Source organism: Streptococcus sp. 29896, assembly GCF_032594915.1.
GTDB classification, from domain to species: domain Bacteria; phylum Bacillota; class Bacilli; order Lactobacillales; family Streptococcaceae; genus Streptococcus; species Streptococcus suivaginalis.
Window position 1 is genome coordinate 1,195,803 of record NZ_CP118733.1, and the last position, 21,179, is coordinate 1,216,981.

The 21,179-nt window shown below is 43.8% G+C and carries 24 protein-coding genes; 4 read left to right on the forward strand and 20 right to left on the reverse strand.

The features are described 5' to 3' along the window. Positions 1–2 precede the first annotated feature (2 nt). Positions 3–566: a GTP cyclohydrolase I FolE gene (gene folE, locus PXH68_RS05550; RefSeq protein WP_248028361.1), complete on the reverse strand. Its 564-nt coding sequence runs from the start codon at positions 564–566 to the stop codon at positions 3–5. Positions 567–746: 180 nt separating this feature from the next. Here folE and PXH68_RS05555 point away from each other — a divergent pair, with 180 nt between their 5' ends. Continuing rightward, positions 747–1,229 (forward strand): NUDIX hydrolase, encoded by a 483-nt coding sequence (locus PXH68_RS05555; RefSeq protein ID WP_248028362.1) that lies wholly within the window; start codon positions 747–749, stop codon positions 1,227–1,229. 31 nt (positions 1,230–1,260) lie between these two features. Here the strand turns inward: PXH68_RS05555 and PXH68_RS05560 are convergent, their stop codons facing one another. Both PXH68_RS05560 and PXH68_RS05565 read right to left on the reverse strand, forming a co-directional pair. Further along, positions 1,261–1,962: a DUF4956 domain-containing protein gene (locus PXH68_RS05560; RefSeq protein ID WP_316715499.1), complete on the reverse strand. Its 702-nt coding sequence runs from the start codon at positions 1,960–1,962 to the stop codon at positions 1,261–1,263. Positions 1,963–2,005: 43 nt separating this feature from the next. Then, complete coding sequence (locus PXH68_RS05565) at positions 2,006–2,755, reverse strand: polyphosphate polymerase domain-containing protein (RefSeq protein ID WP_248028364.1); 750 nt, start codon at positions 2,753–2,755, stop codon at positions 2,006–2,008. A gap of 149 nt (positions 2,756–2,904) precedes the next feature. On the opposite strand from PXH68_RS05565, the gene PXH68_RS05570 reads away from it, so the two are divergent. Both PXH68_RS05570 and PXH68_RS05575 read left to right on the forward strand, forming a co-directional pair. Further along, the gene (locus PXH68_RS05570) at positions 2,905–3,945 is read left to right on the forward strand and encodes an endonuclease/exonuclease/phosphatase family protein (protein WP_248028365.1); all 1,041 of its coding nucleotides are present in this window, start codon (positions 2,905–2,907) and stop codon (positions 3,943–3,945) included. A 73-nt stretch (positions 3,946–4,018) separates the two neighbouring features. Then, the gene (locus tag PXH68_RS05575; protein WP_024384807.1) at positions 4,019–4,321 is read left to right on the forward strand and encodes a hypothetical protein; all 303 of its coding nucleotides are present in this window, start codon (positions 4,019–4,021) and stop codon (positions 4,319–4,321) included. Positions 4,322–4,341: 20 nt separating this feature from the next. Here PXH68_RS05575 and PXH68_RS05580 read toward each other — a convergent pair whose 3' ends face one another. From PXH68_RS05580 to ligA, 17 genes are all read right to left on the reverse strand, one after another. Continuing rightward, a complete protein-coding gene (locus tag PXH68_RS05580; RefSeq protein ID WP_248028366.1) occupies positions 4,342–4,608 on the reverse strand; it encodes a DUF2087 domain-containing protein in 267 nt (88 codons plus the stop codon). Positions 4,609–4,662: 54 nt separating this feature from the next. After that, entirely contained in the window at positions 4,663–7,062 is a 2,400-nt protein-coding gene (gene pheT / locus PXH68_RS05585) for a phenylalanine--tRNA ligase subunit beta (RefSeq protein WP_248028367.1), read from the reverse strand. Between the two features lie 466 nt (positions 7,063–7,528). After that, positions 7,529–8,572, reverse strand: a complete 1,044-nt coding sequence (gene pheS / locus PXH68_RS05590; RefSeq protein ID WP_205031236.1) for a phenylalanine--tRNA ligase subunit alpha — start codon at positions 8,570–8,572, stop codon at positions 7,529–7,531. A gap of 251 nt (positions 8,573–8,823) precedes the next feature. Beyond that, on the reverse strand, positions 8,824–9,663 hold the full coding sequence (locus tag PXH68_RS05595; protein WP_248028368.1) for a DNA/RNA non-specific endonuclease: 840 nt from the start codon (positions 9,661–9,663) through the stop codon (positions 8,824–8,826). 29 nt (positions 9,664–9,692) lie between these two features. Beyond that, on the reverse strand, positions 9,693–9,884 hold the full coding sequence (locus PXH68_RS05600; RefSeq protein ID WP_172043436.1) for a DNA-directed RNA polymerase subunit beta: 192 nt from the start codon (positions 9,882–9,884) through the stop codon (positions 9,693–9,695). Further along, positions 9,877–11,160 carry a UDP-N-acetylglucosamine 1-carboxyvinyltransferase gene (murA, locus tag PXH68_RS05605; protein ID WP_248028369.1) on the reverse strand — a complete coding sequence of 428 codons (1,284 nt, stop codon included), beginning with the start codon at positions 11,158–11,160 and terminating at the stop codon, positions 9,877–9,879. The genes PXH68_RS05600 and murA overlap by 8 nt, the downstream gene beginning before the upstream one ends. A gap of 14 nt (positions 11,161–11,174) precedes the next feature. Then, positions 11,175–11,396, reverse strand: a complete 222-nt coding sequence (locus PXH68_RS05610; RefSeq protein ID WP_158456954.1) for a DUF1146 family protein — start codon at positions 11,394–11,396, stop codon at positions 11,175–11,177. Positions 11,397–11,496: 100 nt separating this feature from the next. Beyond that, entirely contained in the window at positions 11,497–11,913 is a 417-nt protein-coding gene (locus PXH68_RS05615; RefSeq protein ID WP_158456956.1) for a F0F1 ATP synthase subunit epsilon, read from the reverse strand. A gap of 9 nt (positions 11,914–11,922) precedes the next feature. Further along, positions 11,923–13,329: a F0F1 ATP synthase subunit beta gene (gene atpD / locus PXH68_RS05620; RefSeq protein WP_248028370.1), complete on the reverse strand. Its 1,407-nt coding sequence runs from the start codon at positions 13,327–13,329 to the stop codon at positions 11,923–11,925. Positions 13,330–13,348: 19 nt separating this feature from the next. After that, positions 13,349–14,227 (reverse strand): F0F1 ATP synthase subunit gamma, encoded by an 879-nt coding sequence (locus PXH68_RS05625; RefSeq protein WP_002936012.1) that lies wholly within the window; start codon positions 14,225–14,227, stop codon positions 13,349–13,351. Between the two features lie 11 nt (positions 14,228–14,238). After that, complete coding sequence (gene atpA, locus PXH68_RS05630) at positions 14,239–15,744, reverse strand: F0F1 ATP synthase subunit alpha (protein ID WP_248028378.1); 1,506 nt, start codon at positions 15,742–15,744, stop codon at positions 14,239–14,241. Between the two features lie 21 nt (positions 15,745–15,765). Then, positions 15,766–16,299 carry a F0F1 ATP synthase subunit delta gene (locus tag PXH68_RS05635; RefSeq protein WP_158456964.1) on the reverse strand — a complete coding sequence of 178 codons (534 nt, stop codon included), beginning with the start codon at positions 16,297–16,299 and terminating at the stop codon, positions 15,766–15,768. Position 16,300: 1 nt separating this feature from the next. Further along, a complete protein-coding gene (gene atpF / locus PXH68_RS05640) occupies positions 16,301–16,804 on the reverse strand; it encodes a F0F1 ATP synthase subunit B (RefSeq protein ID WP_205031240.1) in 504 nt (167 codons plus the stop codon). An 18-nt stretch (positions 16,805–16,822) separates the two neighbouring features. Beyond that, entirely contained in the window at positions 16,823–17,539 is a 717-nt protein-coding gene (gene atpB, locus PXH68_RS05645) for a F0F1 ATP synthase subunit A (RefSeq protein ID WP_158456968.1), read from the reverse strand. A gap of 34 nt (positions 17,540–17,573) precedes the next feature. Next, positions 17,574–17,774, reverse strand: coding sequence for a F0F1 ATP synthase subunit C (locus tag PXH68_RS05650; protein WP_158456970.1), 201 nt, complete (start codon positions 17,772–17,774; stop codon positions 17,574–17,576). Between the two features lie 135 nt (positions 17,775–17,909). Continuing rightward, entirely contained in the window at positions 17,910–18,953 is a 1,044-nt protein-coding gene (locus PXH68_RS05655; protein WP_248028379.1) for a diacylglycerol kinase family lipid kinase, read from the reverse strand. Positions 18,954–18,963: 10 nt separating this feature from the next. Next, positions 18,964–20,922, reverse strand: a complete 1,959-nt coding sequence (ligA, locus tag PXH68_RS05660) for an NAD-dependent DNA ligase LigA (RefSeq protein ID WP_248028381.1) — start codon at positions 20,920–20,922, stop codon at positions 18,964–18,966. A gap of 122 nt (positions 20,923–21,044) precedes the next feature. On the opposite strand from ligA, the gene PXH68_RS05665 reads away from it, so the two are divergent. Then, positions 21,045–21,176: an SPJ_0845 family protein gene (locus PXH68_RS05665; protein ID WP_279630949.1), complete on the forward strand. Its 132-nt coding sequence runs from the start codon at positions 21,045–21,047 to the stop codon at positions 21,174–21,176. The last annotated feature ends 3 nt before the right edge of the window (positions 21,177–21,179 follow it).

Here is a 21,179-nt window from a genome sequence, read left to right on the forward strand (position 1 = left end):
TCCTATTTATTGTGAATCATGGACAAGAGTTCACGGCGCAAGATGGCATCTTCCTTGTATTTGCCAAGGGTAACTGTGGTCACTGTCTTACTACCTGGCTTGCGAATACCACGCATACTCATGCACATATGCTCTGCTTCAACCATGACAAAAACGCCTTCTGGGGCAAGGGCATCTTGAAGTGCATGAGCCACTTGATGAGTCAAGCGTTCCTGCAATTGAGGGCGACGGCTTGCCACCTCTACTGCACGCGCTAACTTGCTCAGACCTGTCACTCGACCCTTGCTCGGAATATAGGCTACATGAGCAATGCCATAAAAGGGCACCAAATGGTGTTCACACATGGAGTGGAAAGGAATATCCTTGACCAAAACAACCTCTTCATGACCCTCTGAGAAGACAGCCGTAAATTGGTCCTTAGGATCCTCTTGTAGGCCGTTAAACATCTCTAGATACATTTTAGCTACACGTTTTGGTGTATCTAGCAAACCCTCACGGTTTGGATCTTCTCCTAATAATTCCAATAATTGATAAATGGTTTGTTCAATTTGTTCTTGTTTTGACATACTACATCCTAAATAATTTGATGTTCTTATTATACCGTAAAATCCCCTTTCAGAAAAGGGCTTTCAACTTCCTAATGCAGAAACTGTCCCCGACCAACCATCATCTAGCCCATTCCCATCGACTGGCTTTGTGATATAGCTTTGTGATATAATGGAGGAAATGATTTTCAAGGAGCTACTATGACCAAAAAACCTGTCCAACTAGCGACGATTTGCTACATTGATAATGGCAAGGAATTTCTCCTCCTCCATCGCAATAAAAAAGAAAACGATGTCCACCACGGAAAATGGATTGGGGTCGGTGGCAAGTTGGAGCCTGGTGAAACACCGCAAGCTTGTGCCATCCGCGAGGTCTTTGAAGAAACAGGCTTGACCGTCACCAAGCATGCCCTCAAAGGAGTCATCACCTTTCCAGACTTTACTCCAAACACTGACTGGTACACCTATGTCTTTAAGATAACTGGTTTTGAGGGAAACCTAATAGAATGCAACGAAGGCGATCTGGAGTGGGTTCCTTACGACCAGGTCTTAACCAAGCCAACCTGGGAAGGCGACCGCCATTTTCAAGAGTGGCTCTTGGAAAACCGTCCCTTCTTCTCTGCCTGCTTCCGCTATGATGGGGACAAACTGCTGGATTACAGCGTTGATTTTTATGAAGATTAACTCTTTTTTCATTATATTTGGAACACGACTCCTAGTTTTGTACATACATGCTAGGAGTTTTTGCATGAAAAAAAGGTCCTTGCGGACCTATCACTGAAACGATTGTTGATTTTTTATAGAAATTTTTTTTAGGAACTTGTTTGTTGAGGACAACATCCTTTGGACCAGCTGCCAAAAGGGTGTCGAGAATATGCTTGTCTGAAATACGTTGACTTACTTGAATGTGGTATTCCAAAACCAGCTTCTCTTTCTTTTTCTTGTACTTGATAGAAAGTAGCTTAGCAGCCTTTAACTCCTTTCCAAAGCTCTTCTCGAAAAACTGATCATAGTCAAATTCCTTATCAACTGTCACTAGTAAATGACGGCTTGATTGATCCACCTGAGCAAATGGGGTATTTTCAAATAGGAGAATAGCCAATGAAAGGACTAAAGTAACCAAAACTGCCAGTCCGATGTAGCCCATCCCTGTTGCAAGACCAATAGCTGTCGCCATGAAAACAGCTAGCAAGTCCTTGGAACTTCCCGCAGCAGAACGGAACTTGATTAAGCTAAAGGTTCCTGCCACCGCAACACTTGTTCCTAGATTTCCGTTAACTAGGAAGATAATCACCGCAATCAGGGTGGGTAAGAGACTGAGCGTCATAACAAACTCTTTTGAATAGAGGGATTTATACTTATAAACTGCAGCTAATAGGATCCCCAGCCCCAAACTTGAACCTAAAGTCAGTGCCATTTGCAAAAGAGTTATATTTGAGTTACTGGTTGTAAAGATACTATTAAACAGTTGCATGTTTCTGCTCTTCCTCTCTAGTTAGGCTGATATTGTGGGCCAATTTATAGGCGTTTCCGTATTTAGAAAATGATTGTTTTTCAATCTGATATTTTTCAAGAAGCTCCTCCAGCCACTTTGGGCAAACTTCTGGTACTTTAACCTCCATGATAACCTTGTTTGGGTCTAAGAGATTTTTACCAAATTTTCCTTCCTCAACTGCTACATCGTAGTCCCGGTAGAGAAGGTTTTGGTCAATGGTCAAGCGAATTTTCTTGTCCTCTTTTCCTTTGAAGGAAACACGGTCATAGTAGATATACATTTTAGGATGGATTTGACCGTAGCGTTCTTTAAGCATTTCAATCTCGAACATGACTTTTTCATCCTGGATCGATTTATCATTTTCACCAGTCGCCATAAAATGAGTCACAGAGTCTGGAGTAGATGTCAAACGGTACTTGTAGCCGATTTTATTTTCTTTCTTTTTAATTTCCAAAAATGCTTGACTAGCACCTGTTGGTTGGGCATCATAGACACGCATGCGCACCTTTTCTCTGCCATTCTTTTTGGCAATCGAGTCTTGGATCATATCAAAGTTTTCATTATCGAAATATATATTTGTAATAGTTGATTGAGCATATTCATCCGCCACCATATATTCTTTCAAATCTTCTGCTAAGAGAGCAAAAGTTGCCTTGTCCAAAATGTATTTTGATTCAATGCGTTTAAACTGTTTTTGTACGATTCTTGTCTTCATGGCTTTACCTTCTTTTCACTTTCTTCGAGCACCTGTCTCGTTTACAGGTATTAGTTTAACGGCAAAAAGTTAAAAGAAGCTGAAAGAAATGTTAAAGAAACCTTAACGCAACAGCTCTGCTATGTTACAATAAAGCAAAGGAGAAAATCATGTTAAAAAAGATTATCAAATGGTCCCTGAGCATCCTTGCTCTTATCCTACTGACCGTCGGCTCCTATGTAGCCTACCTCTTTCTTGACTACCACCGACTCGAAGACAATCTTGCTCTGGAGGTGACCAATCAGACCAGTCAGGACGAGTTTGCGGTCGGTCAAACTTACTCTATGATGACCTTTAATATCGGCTACGGCTCCTATCCGAGCGACTACTCCTTCTTTATGGACGGGGGTGATGAGGTCCGAGCTCGGAGCAAAAAGGCTGTAGAGGAGGCTCTGGCTATTGATAAGGACCTGATAACTTCTGCCAATCCCGACCTCCTTCTCTTTCAGGAGGTGGATCTGGACGGTGACCGTTCCCAGCACGTCAATCAGGTGGACTATTTTACACAGGGGTTGACCGACTATTCCTGGTCTTTTGCTCAGAACTACGACTCTTCCTACCTCTTCTACCCCGTCACCGACCCGATTGGCCAAGCGACTTCTGGACTGCTGACCCTCTCTAAGATTAATTTCCAAGAGGCCACCCGCTACCAACTGCCTATTGACACGGACATCAATAAGTTCTTCGACCTTGACCGTGCCTACTCGGTCAATCGTTATGGGACCAATAGCGGAGCGGATTTGGTAGTTATCAATGTCCACCTTTCTGCCTATACTAAGAACGCGAGTATCCAAAAGGCACAGCTGGCAAAAATTAGTCAGACTATGGAAAGCGAGTATGCCAAAGGCAACTATGTTATCGTTGGCGGAGATTTCAACCACGCACTTGATGACAATGCCCGCAACGATCTGACCTGGATGAAGGCCTTTCCAGTTGACCAGCTGCCAGCAGGATTTATCCTAGCCGCTCCAAGTAATGTACCAACTGTCCGCAATATCGACCAACCCTACAATCCCAATACTACCCTGACAGGAACCATCGATGGTTTTATCCTTTCAGACAATATCATTGTTGATACGATTGAGACTCTTTCAAACGATTTTGCGTCCAGCGACCACCATCCTGTCCTAATGACCATACGGCTCCAATAACCCCATAATCAAAATCGTAGGAAAAGGCTTGCAACTATGCTAGAATAAAGAAAACGAACGCAAGGAGAAACCCATGTACGAATTTGTCCTAGAATACGGCTCTTTCCCCGTAAAACTCATCGACGGTTTTGTCAACAATCGCTCAGAAATCCCTGATTTTCTCAAAGAAGACGAAGAAATGATTGCCCGATTGAATGAGATGAACGAACTCTTCCACCAACTTTTCTTAACCATCGAATGCAAGTTTGACTACATCGGCAAGCAATTCCCTGACAAGATTGAACAACTACGAGCACTCTATCATCCCCTGGCAGACGATTTACTAGCCAAGTATGGTAACCAGATAGAGTTGAAGATTGAACCCTTTATTTTGTAAGACAAAAGAGATGACCGCAATCATCTCTTTTCTTCTATTCTGTATTCCAAACCATACTGATCACGCGATAGATAGCCATAATCCACCAAGTAGCGTCTCAATATAGCATAGTCATCATAAAACTCAGCTAGAAAGGCATTAACCTCTTTTTCGGTGAATATTGAGCCTTTCTTAGCTAATTCTTCTTGCAAATAGGCAAACAAGACCTGCTTACTTCTCAGCTTTTTCGGAATGACAAGCAACTTCCCATCTCGGAAAAATTTTTCTTGAATATCTTGAGTACTCATATCATCCTCCCAAAAATCCTAGCCCGCAGACTAGGATTTCACAATATTTACAAATTAACGAATTTCAGCTCCAATTGCTTCGAGCGCCTTACTGATTTTCTCCATGTACTTCGCCACTTCCTCATCCGTCAGGCTGTCCGCAGGATTTTGGAAGGTCAGGTTGTAAGCCATAGACTTCTTACCAGCCTCAATATTGCTGCCAGCATAAACGTCAAAGAGGGTCACCTTAGTCAAGCGTTTCACGCCAGCACCAGCAATGGCATCCAGGACATCCTGATGTTTGACATCACTGCTCAAAAGCAGGGCAATATCACGGCTAACCGCTGGGAATTTGGAGATTTCCGTAAATGGCTGAGCAGGCTGGAGAGCTTCTTCAATCGCATCCAGATTGATTTCAGCCACATAAGTTTCAGGGATACCGTAGTCCTTAGCCGTTTGAGGGTGTACCTGACCGACAAAGCCGATTACCGCCCCATTCAAATGGATTTCAGCTGTACGACCTGGATGCAAGGCAGCAATCTCACTGGTTGCCACAAAGTCAACTGCCAACTTATAATGACCAAAGATAGCTTCCAAAATACCTTTGGCATGGAAGAAATCAACTGGTACAGCAGGTGTCTGGAAGTCTTTCTCAGCCACCAAACCTGTTAAGACAAGGGCAAACTTATTAATTTCTTGTGGCAAGTCTTCTTTTGGATTGCCAGACTGTTCAAAGATTTTTCCGATTTCGTAGAGGGCTAAGTTCTTATTCTTACGAGCCACGTTGTAAGCCACTGTTTCCAGCATACCAGACACCATATTCTGACGAAGGGCAGAGCGGTCAACGGTCATCGGCCACATGAGTTCGGTGACTGTGGTTGGACGAACCGCAAACTCCACTGCCTTTTCAGGTGTTGTTAGGGCATAAGAAATAATTTCTGTCAGTCCTGCACCTTCTGCCAGGCTACGCACTTGGCGACGGATGTTCTGGGTCAGGGTCAACTCACCTGCTGTTCCGTCCTCTTTTGGAAGAGTGGTCGGCAGATTATTATAGCCATAGATACGTGCGATTTCCTCTACCAAGTCCGCTGGAATGCGAATGTCCCAACGACGACGCGGTACTGCTACTGTAAACTGACTTGCATCGCCAGTTGTTTCCATACCTAAACGACGGAAAATGTCTGCGATTTGAGCATAGTCCAGATTGGTCCCGAGCGAGCGGTTAACGTACTCAATAGTCGCTGTGACTGGGACATCCGATGTGTCCACGCTGCCCGCAGAAACGATACCAGACAAGACCTGACCGCCAGCTAGTTCTGCAATCATAGCCGCTGCTGTATCCATAGCCTCCGTCAAGGTTGACACGTTGATGCCTTTTTCAAAGCGAGAAGAGGACTCTGAGCGAAGGTTGAGGCGACCTGAGGTCTTGCGGATAGACTTGCCGTCAAAAAGGGCAGCTTCCAGTACAACCGTCTTAGAGTTGTTGTCAATCTCTGTGTTAGCACCACCCATGACACCACCAAGGGCAACTGCCTTGTCCGCAACGGAAATGACGATGTCATCAGCAATCAAGTCACGCTCTTCGCCGTCAAGCGTTACCAAATTCTCACCTTCTTTTGCCTGACGAGCCACGATTTTCTTGCCGTCAAACTTATCAAAGTCAAAGGCATGCATTGGCTGACCGAAATAGAGCAAGATGTAGTTAGTGATGTCCACCACGTTGTTGAGCGGGCGGATACCTGCGTTCATGAGCAGGTTTTGCAACCACTGTGGGCTCGGTGCGATGGTCACATTTTCAATGACACGGGCCGTGTAGGCAGCCGCCTTGTCTGACTCAATAGCCACTTCAATTACATCGCTGGCCTTCTTGTCGCTTTCCTCCAAGGTCACAGGCTTGAAGTTGACCTTGCTGTCATAGATAGCTGCCACTTCGTGCGCCACACCACGCATAGAGAGGGCGTCGGCACGGTTTGGCGTGATAGACAGCTCGATAATCTCATCGTCGAGGTCAAGGTATGAAAAGACTGGCTCACCCACGACTGCATCTTCAGGCAGGTGGTAGATTCCGTCCGCATAGACTTTTGGTACCACAGAGTCGGACACGCCGATTTCGCTCAATGAGCAGAGCATCCCCAAGGACTCAACGCCGCGGATTTTGCCTTTCTTGATCTTGTAGTTGCCAGCGATACGCGCACCTGGCAGAGCGACGATCACCTTGATACCTGGCTTGACATTTGGAGCACCGCAAACGATTTGCGTGACTTCCTCACCGACATTGACCTGGCAGATGTTGAGGTGGGTATCTGGAATTGGCTCAGCAGACACAACCTGACCGACAACCAACTTAGACAGGCCAGCACTCTTTTGCTCAACCCCTTCTACCTCAATCCCTGTTGTTGACATTTTTTCAGACAAGTCATGGCTTGTCGCATCAAAGTCAACGAGTTCTTTTAACCATTTGTAACTTACTAACATAACTTTTCTTTCTTTATTTTTTTAGAAAACACTACTTTTTCAGCTGTAAACCTAGTGAGAGGAGTAGGTAAACTGCTAGATCAGCTACCGCTTCTCCCAATCTACTAACTTTTTCGGATTACGACGGATTTCAAGCAAAACAATATTTTTTGCTTGAAATACTAGTAAGGTAGCTAAGGAAGTCGCTTAATACGATTTCCTTCTACTCACTCCTGCGGAGTTACGACGTTCTAAGGTTGAAAACGACATTTTTTTCAACCTTAGAACTAGTGAGGGGAGTAGGTAGACCGCTAAAGCGACTACCGTTTCTCTCAAACAACAATTTACTAACTTTATCAGATTACGACGGATTTCAAGCAAAACGATATCTTTTGCTTGAAATCCTAGTAAGGTAGCTAGGGAAGTCGCAGAATAGCGATTCCCGTCTACTTAAGAGCTGACTTTGTCAGCCTTAAGTAGTGCTACGTTAAAATTGCTCCGAGAATCGTACATCGCCTTGATAGAATCCACGAATATCGTTGATACCGTAGCGGAGCATGGCAATGCGTTCCTGACCAAGACCGAAGGCAAAGCCAGAGTACTTGGTTGAGTCAATCCCACTCATTTCCAATACTTGAGGGTGGACCATACCGGCACCGAGAATTTCAATCCAGCCTGTTTTCTTACATACGTTACAGCCGTCACCACCACACTTGAAGCAAGAAACATCCACCTCAACAGATGGCTCAGTGAATGGGAAGTAAGATGGACGGAGACGAATTTGACGCTCTTCACCAAACATTTTCTTGATAATCATTTCAAGCGTACCTTTGAGATCCCCCATGGATACATTTTCACCGACAACCAAACCTTCAATCTGGTGGAATTGGTGGCTGTGGGTCGCATCGTCCGTATCACGACGGAAAACACGGCCTGGCGAAATCATCTTCAAGGCACCTTTTGAGAAATCATGCTGGTCCATGGTCCGTGCCTGAACAGGCGACGTATGGGTCCGCATAAGGATTTCTTCTGTGATGTAGAAGGTATCCTGCATATCACGTGCTGGGTGGTCTTTTGGCAAATTCATGCGCTCAAAGTTGTAGTAATCTTTTTCCACTTCAAATCCGTCAACGATTTGGAAGCCCATGCCCAAGAAAATATCTTCGATTTCTTCAGAAGTTTGAGTCAGGACATGGCGTTTTCCGACCTTGACCTGGCGACCTGGCAAGGTCACATCAATGGTTTCGGAAGCTAATTGCTGTTGAATTTTTGCGGCTGCAACCTTCTGAGCGGTTTCTTCAAAGGCAGCTGTCAGCACATCACGTACTTCATTGACCTGCTTACCAACGATTGGTTTCATGTCGTTAGATAGGTCTTTCAAGCCTTTCAACAAGTCAGTCAAGGACCCTTTTTTACCCAAAACTGCGACACGCAGGTCTTGTAGTTCTTTTTCGCCTTGGTGCTGGATTTCTTTTAATTGTTCAAGTGTAGTTTGGCGTAACTCCACCAACTGTTGTTCAAGATTTGACATAATTCCTCCAATAAAAAAACGCATGACGCCACTCGTATCGGAGCGTTGTCACGCGGTACCATCCGTTTTCATCTGCTAGGCAGACCTTAGTTCTAAGTCTTTGCGTGAGTGAATTCGACCAACTTTCACTGATTGAGCTTACAGTCACGGCTCAACTCCCTGGACAGTTTCCATAGGTGTACTAGTCTCACAGACTTCTATTCAATTATTTCTAGTTTAACAAAATATAGGCAGTTTAGCAACTGATTTCTTTATTCATTCACCGTGATTTCACCACTATGGTAGTTAATGCTGAGGCCGCTCTGTACATTGGGAACAAATACATTAAACTCTAAGCTACCATCAGAAGATTTAGCTTCAATTTGTCGACCAACTGCGACTAAATCATTCTCTTGGGCATAGATCAAGGTGACACGGTATCGGATACGTTTGTTCTTGTCTAATGCTTTTCGTACCAAGGTTTCAAAATAATTCTGCCCAGTTGAAGTTTGGTCGTTAGCTTGGTTGGACCAAGCTGTTTGAACTGCAATATTTTGAGGATTGCTGGTTGAAGCATCAAAGCTAGATAGACCGCCAATGATTGCATATCCTAGCAAGTGCCCACGATCCACAGCATGGTCATATTCTCCAGCTAAATCATGAACCTGATGCCAACCTGCTGGAGTCCAGGATGTAGCACCATTTCCAGTCTCATTACGGTCCTTGTATTGTCTGGTTGCTTTAGTCATCAAGGCATTGGCTACCGTTGGAACTGTTTCTCCCTGGACTGTTTTAGTTTTGGTATCTGCATAAGGCAGGCTGGACACAGAAGCATCTAGGTCAGTCTTATTCCCATTGACAAGAAAAGCGCCAGCTCCATTCCAGTCAATCGAATTGCCCAGTTGTTTTTTTACACTCTCTGTTAAAACAGAACTAGCTAATTCCTCACTCGGGGTAGACTCACTTGCCTGCGATTGATTCACATAGTACGAATAACTAGCTGTATTATTGCTACTCGAATTATTTAAAAAATAGCCTCCGCCTACTACAACAATAGTTGCTATCAAACTAAGTAGGCTCATGGCCTGTTTTTTTACATTTTTCTTTGCCATATATCTCCCGTCAAAAAAGTAGGTCTAGCCTACTTTCCTGTAAATTTACTCATTAATTCTTGCCATTTATCAGGTGATAAAATAGCCCAGGCATTGTCTCCATCTCCGACAACACCGTAGCCCACCATGAGACCTGCCGCTAAAAATAATAGAGCCAATATGAAAACTAGAAAGACAATCAACCATTGTCGTCCGACAAAGCCAAGATTTTCTTTAAACATCACTGTCTTCTCCTTTGATTCGTTCAATTCGAGCACCAAGTTGGGCTAGTTTTTCATGAAATTTATAATATCCTCGGTCCAAATGACTAAGTTTTCCGACGATTGTTTGGCCTTCTGCTACTAAGCCAGCCAAAATCAGAGCAGCACTTGCTCTCAAATCTGTTGACATGACTTGAGCTCCCTCCAAGGCTTGACCTCCATGGATAATGGCCGTATCACGCAAGATTTCTGAATGGACATTCATCCGTCTCATTTCTTCCAAGTGCTGGAAGCGATTTTCAAAAACTGTCTCAACCATGGTTGACTGACCTTTTACAACTGACATCAAGGCTGTAAATTGGGCTTGCATGTCCGTTGGAAATCCTGGATGAGGCAGGGTTGTGACAGAAACAGGTTTAAGGTCAGTCACCGTTGATCGAATTCGAATACCTTCGTCTTCCTCAAGCACCTCGACTCCCATCTCCTGAAGTTTTGAGAGAAGGGGACGATTATGTTCCCAAATAGCGTCCTGAATCAGTACATCACCACCTGTCATGGCAGCTGCAACCATAAATGTTCCCGCTTCAATCCGATCTTGAACTACCTGATGAACTGCTCCTTTAAGATGTTCAACACCTTGAATGGTAATAGTTTCGGTACCTGCACCACGTACTTTGGCTCCCATCTTGTTCAAGAAAATCGCCAAATCAACAATTTCAGGTTCCCGAGCCGCATTCTCAATAACAGTTTTTCCCTCAGCCAAACAAGCTGCCATCATCAGGTTTTGAGTAGCACCTACGCTTGGGAAATCCATGAAGATATGTGCTCCCTTTAATTTCTCCGCATGCGCTTCAATGTAACCTGAGCGTTGCGTAATACGTGCCCCCATCGCCTCTAAACCTTGTAAGTGTAAATCAATGGGACGACTGCCAATTGTACAGCCACCTGGCATAGAGACCTTGGCATAGCCATTTCGTGCCAAAATTGGACCGAGTACAACAATTGAAGCCCGCATTTGGTTCACATATTTATAGGGTGCCTGACTACCAATCTGACCACTTGCATCAATGATAACCTGTTTTTCTTCCTCATCAAAGGTCACATCAATATCCAAACCACGTACAACGTTGTTCATGGTAAATACATCCGATAAAATAGGAACATTGGTTAAAGTTGAAGTCCCTTCTGAAGCTAAAATCGTTGCTGCTAACAAGGGCAGAACAGCATTTTTTGCTCCTTCTATCGCGACCTTTCCTTGCAAGGGATTTTTACTTCCAGTTACTATAATTTGATCCATAAGTTCTCTCTTTTCTATTGAAGTACAAATAGCTTACTGAGGGCAACGATATCTAGGAAGAAGCCTGACACGATATAGCCCAAAGCAATGGCGAAAAAGAGAAGTAAGACCTGAATCTTTCCAGTCTCTCGACTCCCCTTAAAAACTGATTTCCAATCAATGACCGATGTCAACAATATATGGGAGAGGTATATAAATAACAAGTGACTGAATAATTGAAATAATGAATTAAGCATGACTCTATTATAACAAACTTCCCCAAAAATTTGCCAAAAGAAACACAGCCCCTCCTCTGAAATCCTATCAAACAAAAAAAGCTAGGAAAATTCCTAGCTGTTAACGATTACCACAACGAATCCGGTTAATAGCTCGTTGCAAAGCAATGTTAGCGCGCATTTCCAAATCAATATTGTGGGCATTGTGAGCTTCTTCCAGCTCTCTTTCAGCCCGTAATTTGGCACGTTCTGCACGACTGACATCAATATCACGTTCCCGCTCTGCTGAGTCAGAAACAATGGTAATCAGGTCTTTATTTACTTCGATGATACCACCATTGACCGCAATCCAGTCCACATGGTTTTCATCATCTACCCGACGAACTTTGATTTCATCGATTTCCAAAACAGCAATCAATTCCAAGTGACCTGGATAGATTCCCAACTCCCCTTCTTTTGTTTTACACAAAACAAAGGCAGCGTGGTGATCGTATTTGATGCCATCCGGCGTTACGATTTGAACGGTCATTTGAGCCATGATTCACCTCTAAAACTTCATCTTATCCGCTTTGGCAAGTACATCTTCAATTGAACCAACGTTACGGAAGGCATCTTCTGGAAGATGGTCATGTTTACCCTCTAAGATTTCCTTGAAGCCTTTGACGGTTTCTTTAACTGGAACATAAGAACCTGGCATCCCAGTAAACTGCTCTGCCACATTAAAGTTCTGTGACAAGAAGAATTGGATGCGACGAGCGCGACCAACCAAAGTCTTCTCTTCATCAGACAATTCATCCATCCCCAAGATGGCAATAATATCTTGCAATTCTTGGTAGCGTTGAAGGACACGTTTGATTTCCATGGCAACGGCATAATGCTCCTCGCCCACAATCTCTGGAGCAAGGGCACGTGAAGAGGATGCTAATGGATCAACCGCTGGATAGATACCCAGTTGGGTCAATTTCCGTTCCAAGTTAGTTGTTGAATCCAAATGGGCGAAAGCAGTTGCTGGGGCTGGGTCTGTATAGTCATCGGCAGGCACATAAATAGCCTGAATGGATGTAACAGAACCCTTCTTCGTTGAAGTAATCCGCTCCTGCAACTGTCCCATTTCTGTCGCAAGTGTTGGCTGATAACCAACGGCTGATGGCATACGACCCAAGAGGGCAGACACTTCTGAACCAGCCTGCGTGAAACGGAAGATATTATCGATGAACAGAAGAACATCCTGCCCTTCCACATCACGGAAGTATTCCGCAATGGTCAAACCAGTAAGAGCAACACGCATACGAGCTCCTGGTGGCTCATTCATCTGACCAAATACCATGGCCGTTTTTTCAATAACACCTGATTCCTTCATTTCCCAGTAAAGATCGTTCCCTTCACGGGTACGCTCGCCAACTCCGGTAAATACAGAGATACCACCGTGTTCTTGGGCAATATTGTGAATCAATTCTTGGATAAGGACGGTTTTACCAACACCGGCACCACCGAAGAGACCAACCTTACCACCTTTTAGATAAGGTGCTAGGAGGTCGATAACCTTAATCCCTGTTTCCAAAATTTCGCTTGAAGTAGATAATTCGTCAAAAGCCGGCGCTTTCTTATGGATAGGCTCACGTTCAAAATCTGCCGGAAAAGACTCTTCAAGGTCAATGGTATCTCCCAACACATTGAAGACACGACCCAGCGTTTCTTTACCGACTGGAACAGAGATGGGACGACCTGTATCGAGAACTTCCATCCCACGTGTCAATCCATCCGTTGATTCCATGGCAATGGTCCGTACAACGCCATCACCAAGTTCCAAAGCCACTTCAAGCACGACTTTTTGTTTGGAATCATCATTTTTATATACAACGAGTGCGTTGTTAATCTCAGGAAGTTTATCTTCTGCTGCAAACGCAACGTCTACAACTGGTCCGACAACCTGAGTAATTTTGCCTGAACTCATTCTATTTCCTCTATTTCTATTACTCAAGGGCTGAGGCACCAGCTACAATCTCAGTAATTTCCTGAGTAATCGCTGCCTGCCGAGCCCTATTGTATTGGATTGTCAAATCGTTAATGACATTCTTAGCATTATCCGTTGCTGTCTGCATGGCTGTCATACCTGCTGCATTTTCAGCAGTTTTGGCATCCAAAATCGCTCCATAAATAGTTGATTCTGCATATTGAGTCAAGAGTTGTTCCAAAATAACCTCACGGTTTGGTTCCAACTCAAAGGTAGCTGTATAACCATCTGCTTCATTGTGGTCCAAATCTTCTACAGGAAGCATCTGTTGTACACGCACCTGACTGGTCAAACTATTGACATGGTGGTTATAACAAACATACAACTCATCAAAGAGTTCATTCTTGTACATCTCAACAGACTTAGAAATGATTTTTTGAACCTCTTCAAAACTTGGATTGTCTGCTAAACCACGCAATTCAAAGACAGGATTGATACCACGAGCACGGAAGAAATCAGCTCCCATACTACCAATAGCAATAATCTCATACTCATCTTTCGAGTCATGGTCCTGTTCAATCATCCCCATCACAGCCTTCAAAATACTGGAATTATAAGAACCTTTTAGTCCACTGTCAGAGGTAATGACAATATAACCAGATTTTTGAACTGGACGACGAATCAGCATTGGATTGCTTGTATCTGAAGCCATCAATTCTCCACGCAAGAGGTCCGTTGTAATCTGACGAACCTTGCTAGCGTAGATTTGAAAGGATTGCGCTAATTGCTCTGATTTGGCTAATTTAGAAGCCGAAACCATCTGCATGGCACCGGTGATTTGACTGGTTTTCTTAGTAGATGCAATTTTTGACTTGATTTCATTGAGAGAACCTGCCATTATTCACTCCTTTACTTAAAGACAGACTGGTCTTTGAAAGCTTGGATAGCAGCATTCAATTCATCTGTATCAGGAAGATCTTTTGTTGTGCGAATAACATCCAAAAGACTATCGTAGTGCAAATCAAAATATGCGTACAGTTCTTCTTCAAATGCCAAAATATCATCAATTGGCACTGAATCCAAGAAGCCATTTGTCAAAGCATACAAAATCAAAACCTGTTTTTCAACTGGAAGTGGCCTATGCAATGGTTGTTTCAACACTTCCACAGTCCGACGACCACGGTTGAGTTTGGCCTGAGTTGCTGCATCCAAATCCGAACCAAATTGAGTGAAGGCTTCTAGTTCCCGATAAGAAGCCAAATCGATACGAAGAGTACCTGCCACCTTCTTCATAGCTTTAATTTGAGCTGAACCACCTACACGAGATACAGAAGAACCCGCATCAATGGCTGGACGGATACCAGAGTTGAACAAGTCATCCTTCAAGAAGATTTGACCGTCTGTGATCGAAATCACGTTAGTTGCGATGTAGGCTGAAATATCCCCTGCCTGGGTTTCGATAAATGGCAGAGCTGTAATGGAACCGCCACCTAATTCATCTGAAACTTTAGCTGAACGCTCAAGCAAACGGCTATGTAAGTAGAAGACATCCCCTGGATAAGCCTCACGACCTGGAGGACGACGAAGCAAGAGGGACAACTCACGATAGGCTACCGCCTGTTTTGACAAATCATCATAAACAATCAAGACATGTTTGCCTTCATACATGAACTCTTCTGCCATCGCAACCCCAGCATAAGGAGCCAAGAAAAGCAATGGAGACGGTTGTGAAGCCGAAGCTGTCACCACGATAGTATAATCCAAGGCACCGTACTGACGAAGGGTTTCCACCTGAGTACGAACCGTTGACTCCTTTTGACCAATCGCCACATAGATACAAATCATATCTTGTCCTTTTTGGTTAAGGATGGCATCGATAGCAACTGATGTTTTACCTGTCTGACGGTCCCCGATAATCAATTCCCGCTGACCACGACCAATCGGAACCAAAGCGTCAATAGCCTTAAGACCAGTTTGAAGTGGTTCATTAACCGACTTACGTTGCATAACACCTGGTGCTGGATATTCAATCGGACGGGTTTTGCTTGTCCGAATGTCACCAAGTCCATCAACTGGCTGACCAAGTGGATTAATGACGCGACCAATCAAAGCAGAACCAACTGGCACTTCCATGATTTTTCCTGTACGACGAACAACAGAACCTTCACGAATATCAGTAAATTCACCCAAAATAATGATACCAACATCGTTGGTTTCTAAGTTTTGAGCCATACCGATTGTTCCATTTTCAAAGACCAAGAGCTCGCCACTCATGGCATTGTCAAGACCGTGGGCCCTGGCAATTCCATCACCAATATAGGTTACAACCCCTGTCTCTGTGTAGTCAAAGTCTGGTTGAAACCCTTCAATTTGTTGTTTTAGTAAAGCGCTAATTTCTTGTGCATTAATCACCAAAAGAACACCACTTTCTATTTTTTAAAGTTTATTTCTAATTTCTTTCAACTGTGTCCGAACACTGGCATCAATCACCTTGTGGTTAACCGTAACGATAAAACCGCCAAGAATACTTGGATCTAGTTCTTCCATGATTGAACGAACTGTCAAAGAAAATTTCTGTTGGACAAGCTTTGTCAGTCTGTCTTTTTGTTCGGGAGTCAAAGGATGGACCGAAACCACATGGGCATCGAATTCATTCTTACTCTTACTAATCGAACGTTTGGCTGCTTCTAAGGTTTCCAACAAGAGGTCCGCATGACCATCTCGAATGACTTCTTCTATCAATTCATTGACTTGATAGTAAGAAGATTGGCGAACCGTGCGAACAAAGTCTGACTTTTCAGCAGCTGATACGGTTGGTGACAAGAGGATGCGATTCAACTTGGTTTCGTGAATAATCGCAATCAAATCTGAAATCTGGTCATACATTCCCCAGATTTCTTGCTTATCACTTACTTTTTCAACGAATGACTGAGCATATTTTTGCACGAGGGCAGTTTCTCTTGCATTCATCTTACTTGTCTCCTAGCTTGTCAATATATCGATCAATCAAGGCTTGATGAGCTTCTTGGTTCAAATCTTCCAAGATAATTTTTCCTGCCAAGTCTACAGCCAAATCAGCTACTTGGACACGTAGATTTTCTTGGGCTTCACGTTTCTCAGCTTCAATTTCCATTTGAGCCTTTGTTTTTAAGCCTTGAATTTCAACATCTGCCTGTTCTAAGATACGTTTTTTCTCAAGTTTTGCACGCTCTACAGCATCTTGTACAATTTGCTGTGCTTCCACTCGACCTTGTGCTAATTCAGATTCTCGTTGGGCAACCAAATCCGACGCTGCCTGCAATTTTTCTTCTGCAGCATCAATATCACCTGAAATTTTTTGCTCACGTGCTTCAAAGATACCTGTAATACGATTCCAAGCAAAGACACGAATCAATACAATCAACAGGCCAAACGAAGCTGTTACAAGGATAAAATTGCCGAGAATGGTACTACTTGTACTGAGTAGTGTAATCATAAATCTTTTCTTCCTTTCCTATCCGTGTTCGTCACCAATTTTATTGCTCAAATACATAGACACCAGCATAACAAAAACATAACCCTGCAAACATGAAATAAAGACAGAAAAGGCTGTCCAAAGCACGTTCAAAAGAAAAGCAATCGGATATGCTAAAGCGCTCTGTTGAGACAATTGTAAGAGAAGAGATACCAGCACTTCACCCGCGTAGATATTACCATACAGACGCAAGGCCAGAGATGCTAAGTTTGTCACTTCTTCTAAGATATGCATGGGAGTCATGGCCCAAGGTGTCACAAATGCTTTTAAATAACCTTTAAAACCTTTGCGGCGAATTCCCTCGACATGACAGAAGACAATTGCAATCGTTGCTAGACCAAAGTCATAGGCCATATTGGCTGTTGGTGAGGTCCAAAGATTGTGTCCTTCTGCTGTTTCGATTTTGGTCATCAAACCCAAATTATTGGCAACTAAGAGGAAGGTAAAGACTGTGAAAAAGAAGAGTGAATAGCGTTTTGCATCTTCATCACCCAGATTTCCCTTGGTGAAATTTATGGTTAATTCATAAACATATTCCAGGACATTTTGTTTTCCTTTAGGTTTTAATTCCATGCGGCGACTTGCCCAGAAAACCAGGAGGAAAATAACGAAAATGGTAATGAATGAAACCAATACCATGGTCAGGTCAAAGGTTACGGGACCAAGGGTAAGGGTTGGACTTGCATGTTCTTCCAATGGAGGTTCCCCCTTTTTCTAATCTCTCTTTTCCTTAACCAAGTACAAATGCCATCGCGAGTGTTACGAAGAAAGTACCTTCGATAAAGGCTACACCCAAAAATACACCAGCCATTAATTTGCTTTGCATCTCTGGTTGACGAGCAGTCGAACTAAGGTAAGAAGCTACCAAAAGACCCTCACCGATACTTACTCCAAGACAGGCCAAACCTAAAGCCAATGCACCTAAATTCATGTTGAATTCTCCTTTAATTTTTTATACCATGTAAGCATACTCCTATTAAATGCGTTTGTCAAGAAAATACGGTCAATGTAAACGCTATATTCAGCTTTTGACAAAAAGAAAAAGAGCCTTTCGGCTCTTTTCTTCCTATTTAATAGCCTCATCAAACCGAGCTGATTCTTCCAAGAACTTTCTGGTCATCTGTTCCAAATTGAGTTCTTCCGTACCAATCGTAATCGCATGGTCTGCAATTTCATCCGTATCTGCAAAAAATTCAATATGGTTCTTGAGGTTAAAAAATTCCACAGGTGCATCACCGCCATACTCGCCATCCAAGTTTAACAACATTGGATGTTGGACGTCCAGAGAGCGAACATGCAGCGACTTGGTCTTGATGTATTCAATCTTATCGCTTTCGATGTGTTTGCCTCCATCAATAACCAGTCGAATCAGATGCAAAATCTCAAACAAATTATCAGTTTTTACCATAATCAAGGTAAATTGCCCATCGTCTAGCTTGGCATCAGGGACAATCTGTTCAAAACCTCCTATAGAATTGGTCAAAGCGACGAACATCATGGAAATCTTGCCTTCAAAAATACCATGATCATGCTCAACCAAGACAGGTGTGAATTGAACTTGTGGCAAAAGCTCTGCTCCTTTTACCACATATGCTAAATACCCAAACATGGTCTTGAGTTGGCTTGGAACACTATAGGTCAACTCTGTCAATGTACCAGCAGCTGCAATATTAATAAAGTAATGTTCCTGGTAAACACCTTTCTTATGGTTCTTTGCCAGGCCAATATCCATCAAAATTGTCTGATTTTTGCCAATCAACTTGGCGGCTTCGACTGGATTTCCGCGTGGAACCTTGAGAGCACGCGCGTAATCATTGGTTGTACCAGTTGGGATGATGGCCATTTTCGGTCGTTTTTCGAGAGGTGCAATACCGTTAACCACTTCGTTAATTGTGCCGTCACCACCTGCTGCAATAACCAGGTCAAAACCTGCTAAAGCAGCTCTTCTGGCTTCATTTTTAGCCGAATCCTTTTCAGGTGTCGTTTGAAAGGCAGATGTCTCATAGCCGAAGCCTTCTAAAATATCCAACACTTCTGCCACATTTTTTTTCATGATTTCCTGACCAGAGGTCGGGTTGTAAATCAATCGTGCTCGTTTACATTCTTCCATATCCAATACCTTAGAGACTTTCTAACCAAGCCTCGTCTTTTATTTCAATACCTAATTCTTGTGCCTTGGCCAACTTGCTTCCCGCGTCAGCTCCTGCGATGACTAAGTTAGTCTTTTTGGAAACCGAGCCTGCTACGTTGGCACCTAGGGCTTCTAGCTTGGCTTTGGCTTCGCCCCTCTTCATCCGTTCCAACTTACCTGTCAACACAACTGTCAGACCAGACAGTGCAGCATTTTCATCGGCCACCTGTCCTAGATAGGTCAAGTTTACGGCATTTTCCTTAAGTTCAGCTAAAAGTTGCTGGGCTCCTGAGCTGGCAAAGAAGCTGGTCAGTGACTTGGCAATAACCTGGCCCAATCCTTCTAGAGAGGCAATCTCGTCTTGGATGGCTTGAGCTAGGGCTTCCAAATCACCAAACTTCTCTAGTAAAATCTTGCTGGCCTTGCTGCCGACATGGCGAATGCCCAGACCGAACAAGAGCCGTTCTGCTGAATTACTTTTTGATGCCTGAATAGCTTGGTAGAGCTTATCTGCGGATTTTTCCTTGAATCCGTCTAGGGTTAAGAGGTCGTCCACTGTCAGTTTGTAGATGTCCGCCACATCCTTGACCAGACCCGCTAGGAAGAGTTTTTCTACAATAGAAGATCCCAGACCTGCGATATTCATAGCATCACGGCTGGCAAAATGCTCCAACTTGCTCATCAACTGGCTAGGACAAATGGGATTGATGCAACGGAGGGCAACTTCATCTTCGTAATGCTGCAAGTCGCTCTGACAAGACGGACATTGGCTTGGGACAGGCATGACTTCTTGGTCAGTCCGATACTTGTCCACTACTTTCAGAACGGCTGGAATAATGTCTCCCGCCTTGTAGACAATGACCGTATCGCCAATGCGGATGTCTTTTTCAGCGATGTAGTCCACATTGTGCAAAGTAGCACGGCTAACGGTTGTTCCTGCTAGCTGAACTGGACTGAGGTTGGCAGTTGGTGTAACGACACCTGTGCGACCAACGGTCCAATCAACTGATAGGATTTGCGCTTCTTTCTCCTCAGCTGGAAACTTGTAGGCCACCGCCCAGCGAGGTGCCTTAACGGTAAAACCGAGTTCTTCTTGGATAGCAAGGTCATTGACCTTAATGACGATACCATCGATTTCATAAGGCAAATCGTCTCGTCGCTCTGCCATTTTTTCAATAAAATCCCAAACTTCATCGATCGTATCTGCCAACTGGTAGTCGTGGTTGGTCACAAAGCCTAGACTATCCAGCTTTTCCAGTACTTGCGACTGGCTGGTCGCCTCAGACGGACTAGCCTCTTGGTAGAGGAAGGTAGCAAGACCGCGCTGAGCAACTACGCCTGTATCCAGCTGGCGAAGGGTGCCTGCCGCTGCATTACGTGGATTGGCAAATTCTGCCTCGCCTGCCTCCTGCCGCTGCTGATTTACGCGGTCAAAAGAAGCTTTTGGCATGTAGCACTCGCCACGGACAGTCATATCAACTATCTTTGGCAAGGTCAGGGGAATGTCCGCCACTCGCTTGAGATTTTCCGTGATATTCTCACCGACACTGCCGTCGCCACGTGTTGCACCAACCACCAGATTGCCCGCTTCGTAGGTCAGGGAAATGGACAGACCATCAATCTTGAGCTCACAGATGTAAGTCGCCTGCGGAAATTCCTTGCGAACACGCTGATCGAAGGCATCCAATTCTTCACGCGAAAAGGCATCCTGCAAGCTAAAAAGAGGATAAACATGGGCATATTTTTCAAAACCGTCTAAAATTTTGCCACCAACGCGGTGGGTGGGACTGTTAGGCAATACCAAGTTGGGATGAGCTGTTTCCAGCTCCACCAATTCCCGATAAAGTTTGTCGTATTCAGCGTCAGACACACTTGGCTTGTCTGTTCGGTAGTATTCGTCGGCATACTGGTTGAGGATGGTAACCAGCTCTTCAATTCTTGTTTTCATAAGTACATTATATCATGAAAAATAAGGGACTGGTCATTTAACACTTGGACAAGCTTTTGATTTTTAGATAAATTTGATAAAAAACGGTATAATAAAATCAACATAATTTTTGGAGGTGGCTTATGCCTGTTACTTATAAACGTCAAGATGATTTAGAGAAATTATTTGAAACCTTTGCCTCATTTGATGAGATGGAAAAGGTGGAATTTCCGGATCCAAAATCAGCTCCCCAGCAAGATGAAAGTGCTGAGTAGGCC

What these genes read in the sequence shown, in the direction of transcription:
- PXH68_RS05580 (WP_248028366.1), bottom strand. Translation starts at nt 4,608, where the DNA reads ATGAGTACTCAAGATATTCAAGAAAAATTTTTCCGAGATGGGAAGTTG.
- pheT (WP_248028367.1), bottom strand. Translation starts at nt 7,062, where the DNA reads ATGTTAGTAAGTTACAAATGGTTAAAAGAACTCGTTGACTTTGATGCG.
- PXH68_RS05625 (WP_002936012.1), bottom strand. Translation starts at nt 14,227, where the DNA reads ATGGCAGGTTCTCTCAATGAAATCAAGTCAAAAATTGCATCTACTAAG.
- PXH68_RS05665 (WP_279630949.1), top strand. Translation starts at nt 21,045, where the DNA reads ATGCCTGTTACTTATAAACGTCAAGATGATTTAGAGAAATTATTTGAA.
- ligA (WP_248028381.1), bottom strand. Translation starts at nt 20,922, where the DNA reads ATGAAAACAAGAATTGAAGAGCTGGTTACCATCCTCAACCAGTATGCC.
- PXH68_RS05595 (WP_248028368.1), bottom strand. Translation starts at nt 9,663, where the DNA reads ATGGCAAAGAAAAATGTAAAAAAACAGGCCATGAGCCTACTTAGTTTG.
- PXH68_RS05615 (WP_158456956.1), bottom strand. Translation starts at nt 11,913, where the DNA reads ATGGCTCAAATGACCGTTCAAATCGTAACGCCGGATGGCATCAAATAC.
- PXH68_RS05560 (WP_316715499.1), bottom strand. Translation starts at nt 1,962, where the DNA reads ATGGCACTGACTTTAGGTTCAAGTTTGGGGCTGGGGATCCTATTAGCT.
- atpD (WP_248028370.1), bottom strand. Translation starts at nt 13,329, where the DNA reads ATGAGTTCAGGCAAAATTACTCAGGTTGTCGGACCAGTTGTAGACGTT.
- PXH68_RS05650 (WP_158456970.1), bottom strand. Translation starts at nt 17,774, where the DNA reads ATGAATTTAGGTGCATTGGCTTTAGGTTTGGCCTGTCTTGGAGTAAGT.
- PXH68_RS05655 (WP_248028379.1), bottom strand. Translation starts at nt 18,953, where the DNA reads ATGGAAGAATGTAAACGAGCACGATTGATTTACAACCCGACCTCTGGT.
- PXH68_RS05610 (WP_158456954.1), bottom strand. Translation starts at nt 11,396, where the DNA reads ATGCTTAATTCATTATTTCAATTATTCAGTCACTTGTTATTTATATAC.
- atpF (WP_205031240.1), bottom strand. Translation starts at nt 16,804, where the DNA reads ATGATTACACTACTCAGTACAAGTAGTACCATTCTCGGCAATTTTATC.
- PXH68_RS05635 (WP_158456964.1), bottom strand. Translation starts at nt 16,299, where the DNA reads ATGAATGCAAGAGAAACTGCCCTCGTGCAAAAATATGCTCAGTCATTC.
- PXH68_RS05570 (WP_248028365.1), top strand. Translation starts at nt 2,905, where the DNA reads ATGTTAAAAAAGATTATCAAATGGTCCCTGAGCATCCTTGCTCTTATC.
- PXH68_RS05600 (WP_172043436.1), bottom strand. Translation starts at nt 9,884, where the DNA reads ATGTTTAAAGAAAATCTTGGCTTTGTCGGACGACAATGGTTGATTGTC.
- PXH68_RS05555 (WP_248028362.1), top strand. Translation starts at nt 747, where the DNA reads ATGACCAAAAAACCTGTCCAACTAGCGACGATTTGCTACATTGATAAT.
- folE (WP_248028361.1), bottom strand. Translation starts at nt 566, where the DNA reads ATGTCAAAACAAGAACAAATTGAACAAACCATTTATCAATTATTGGAA.
- PXH68_RS05565 (WP_248028364.1), bottom strand. Translation starts at nt 2,755, where the DNA reads ATGAAGACAAGAATCGTACAAAAACAGTTTAAACGCATTGAATCAAAA.
- pheS (WP_205031236.1), bottom strand. Translation starts at nt 8,572, where the DNA reads ATGTCAAATCTTGAACAACAGTTGGTGGAGTTACGCCAAACTACACTT.
- PXH68_RS05575 (WP_024384807.1), top strand. Translation starts at nt 4,019, where the DNA reads ATGTACGAATTTGTCCTAGAATACGGCTCTTTCCCCGTAAAACTCATC.
- murA (WP_248028369.1), bottom strand. Translation starts at nt 11,160, where the DNA reads ATGGATCAAATTATAGTAACTGGAAGTAAAAATCCCTTGCAAGGAAAG.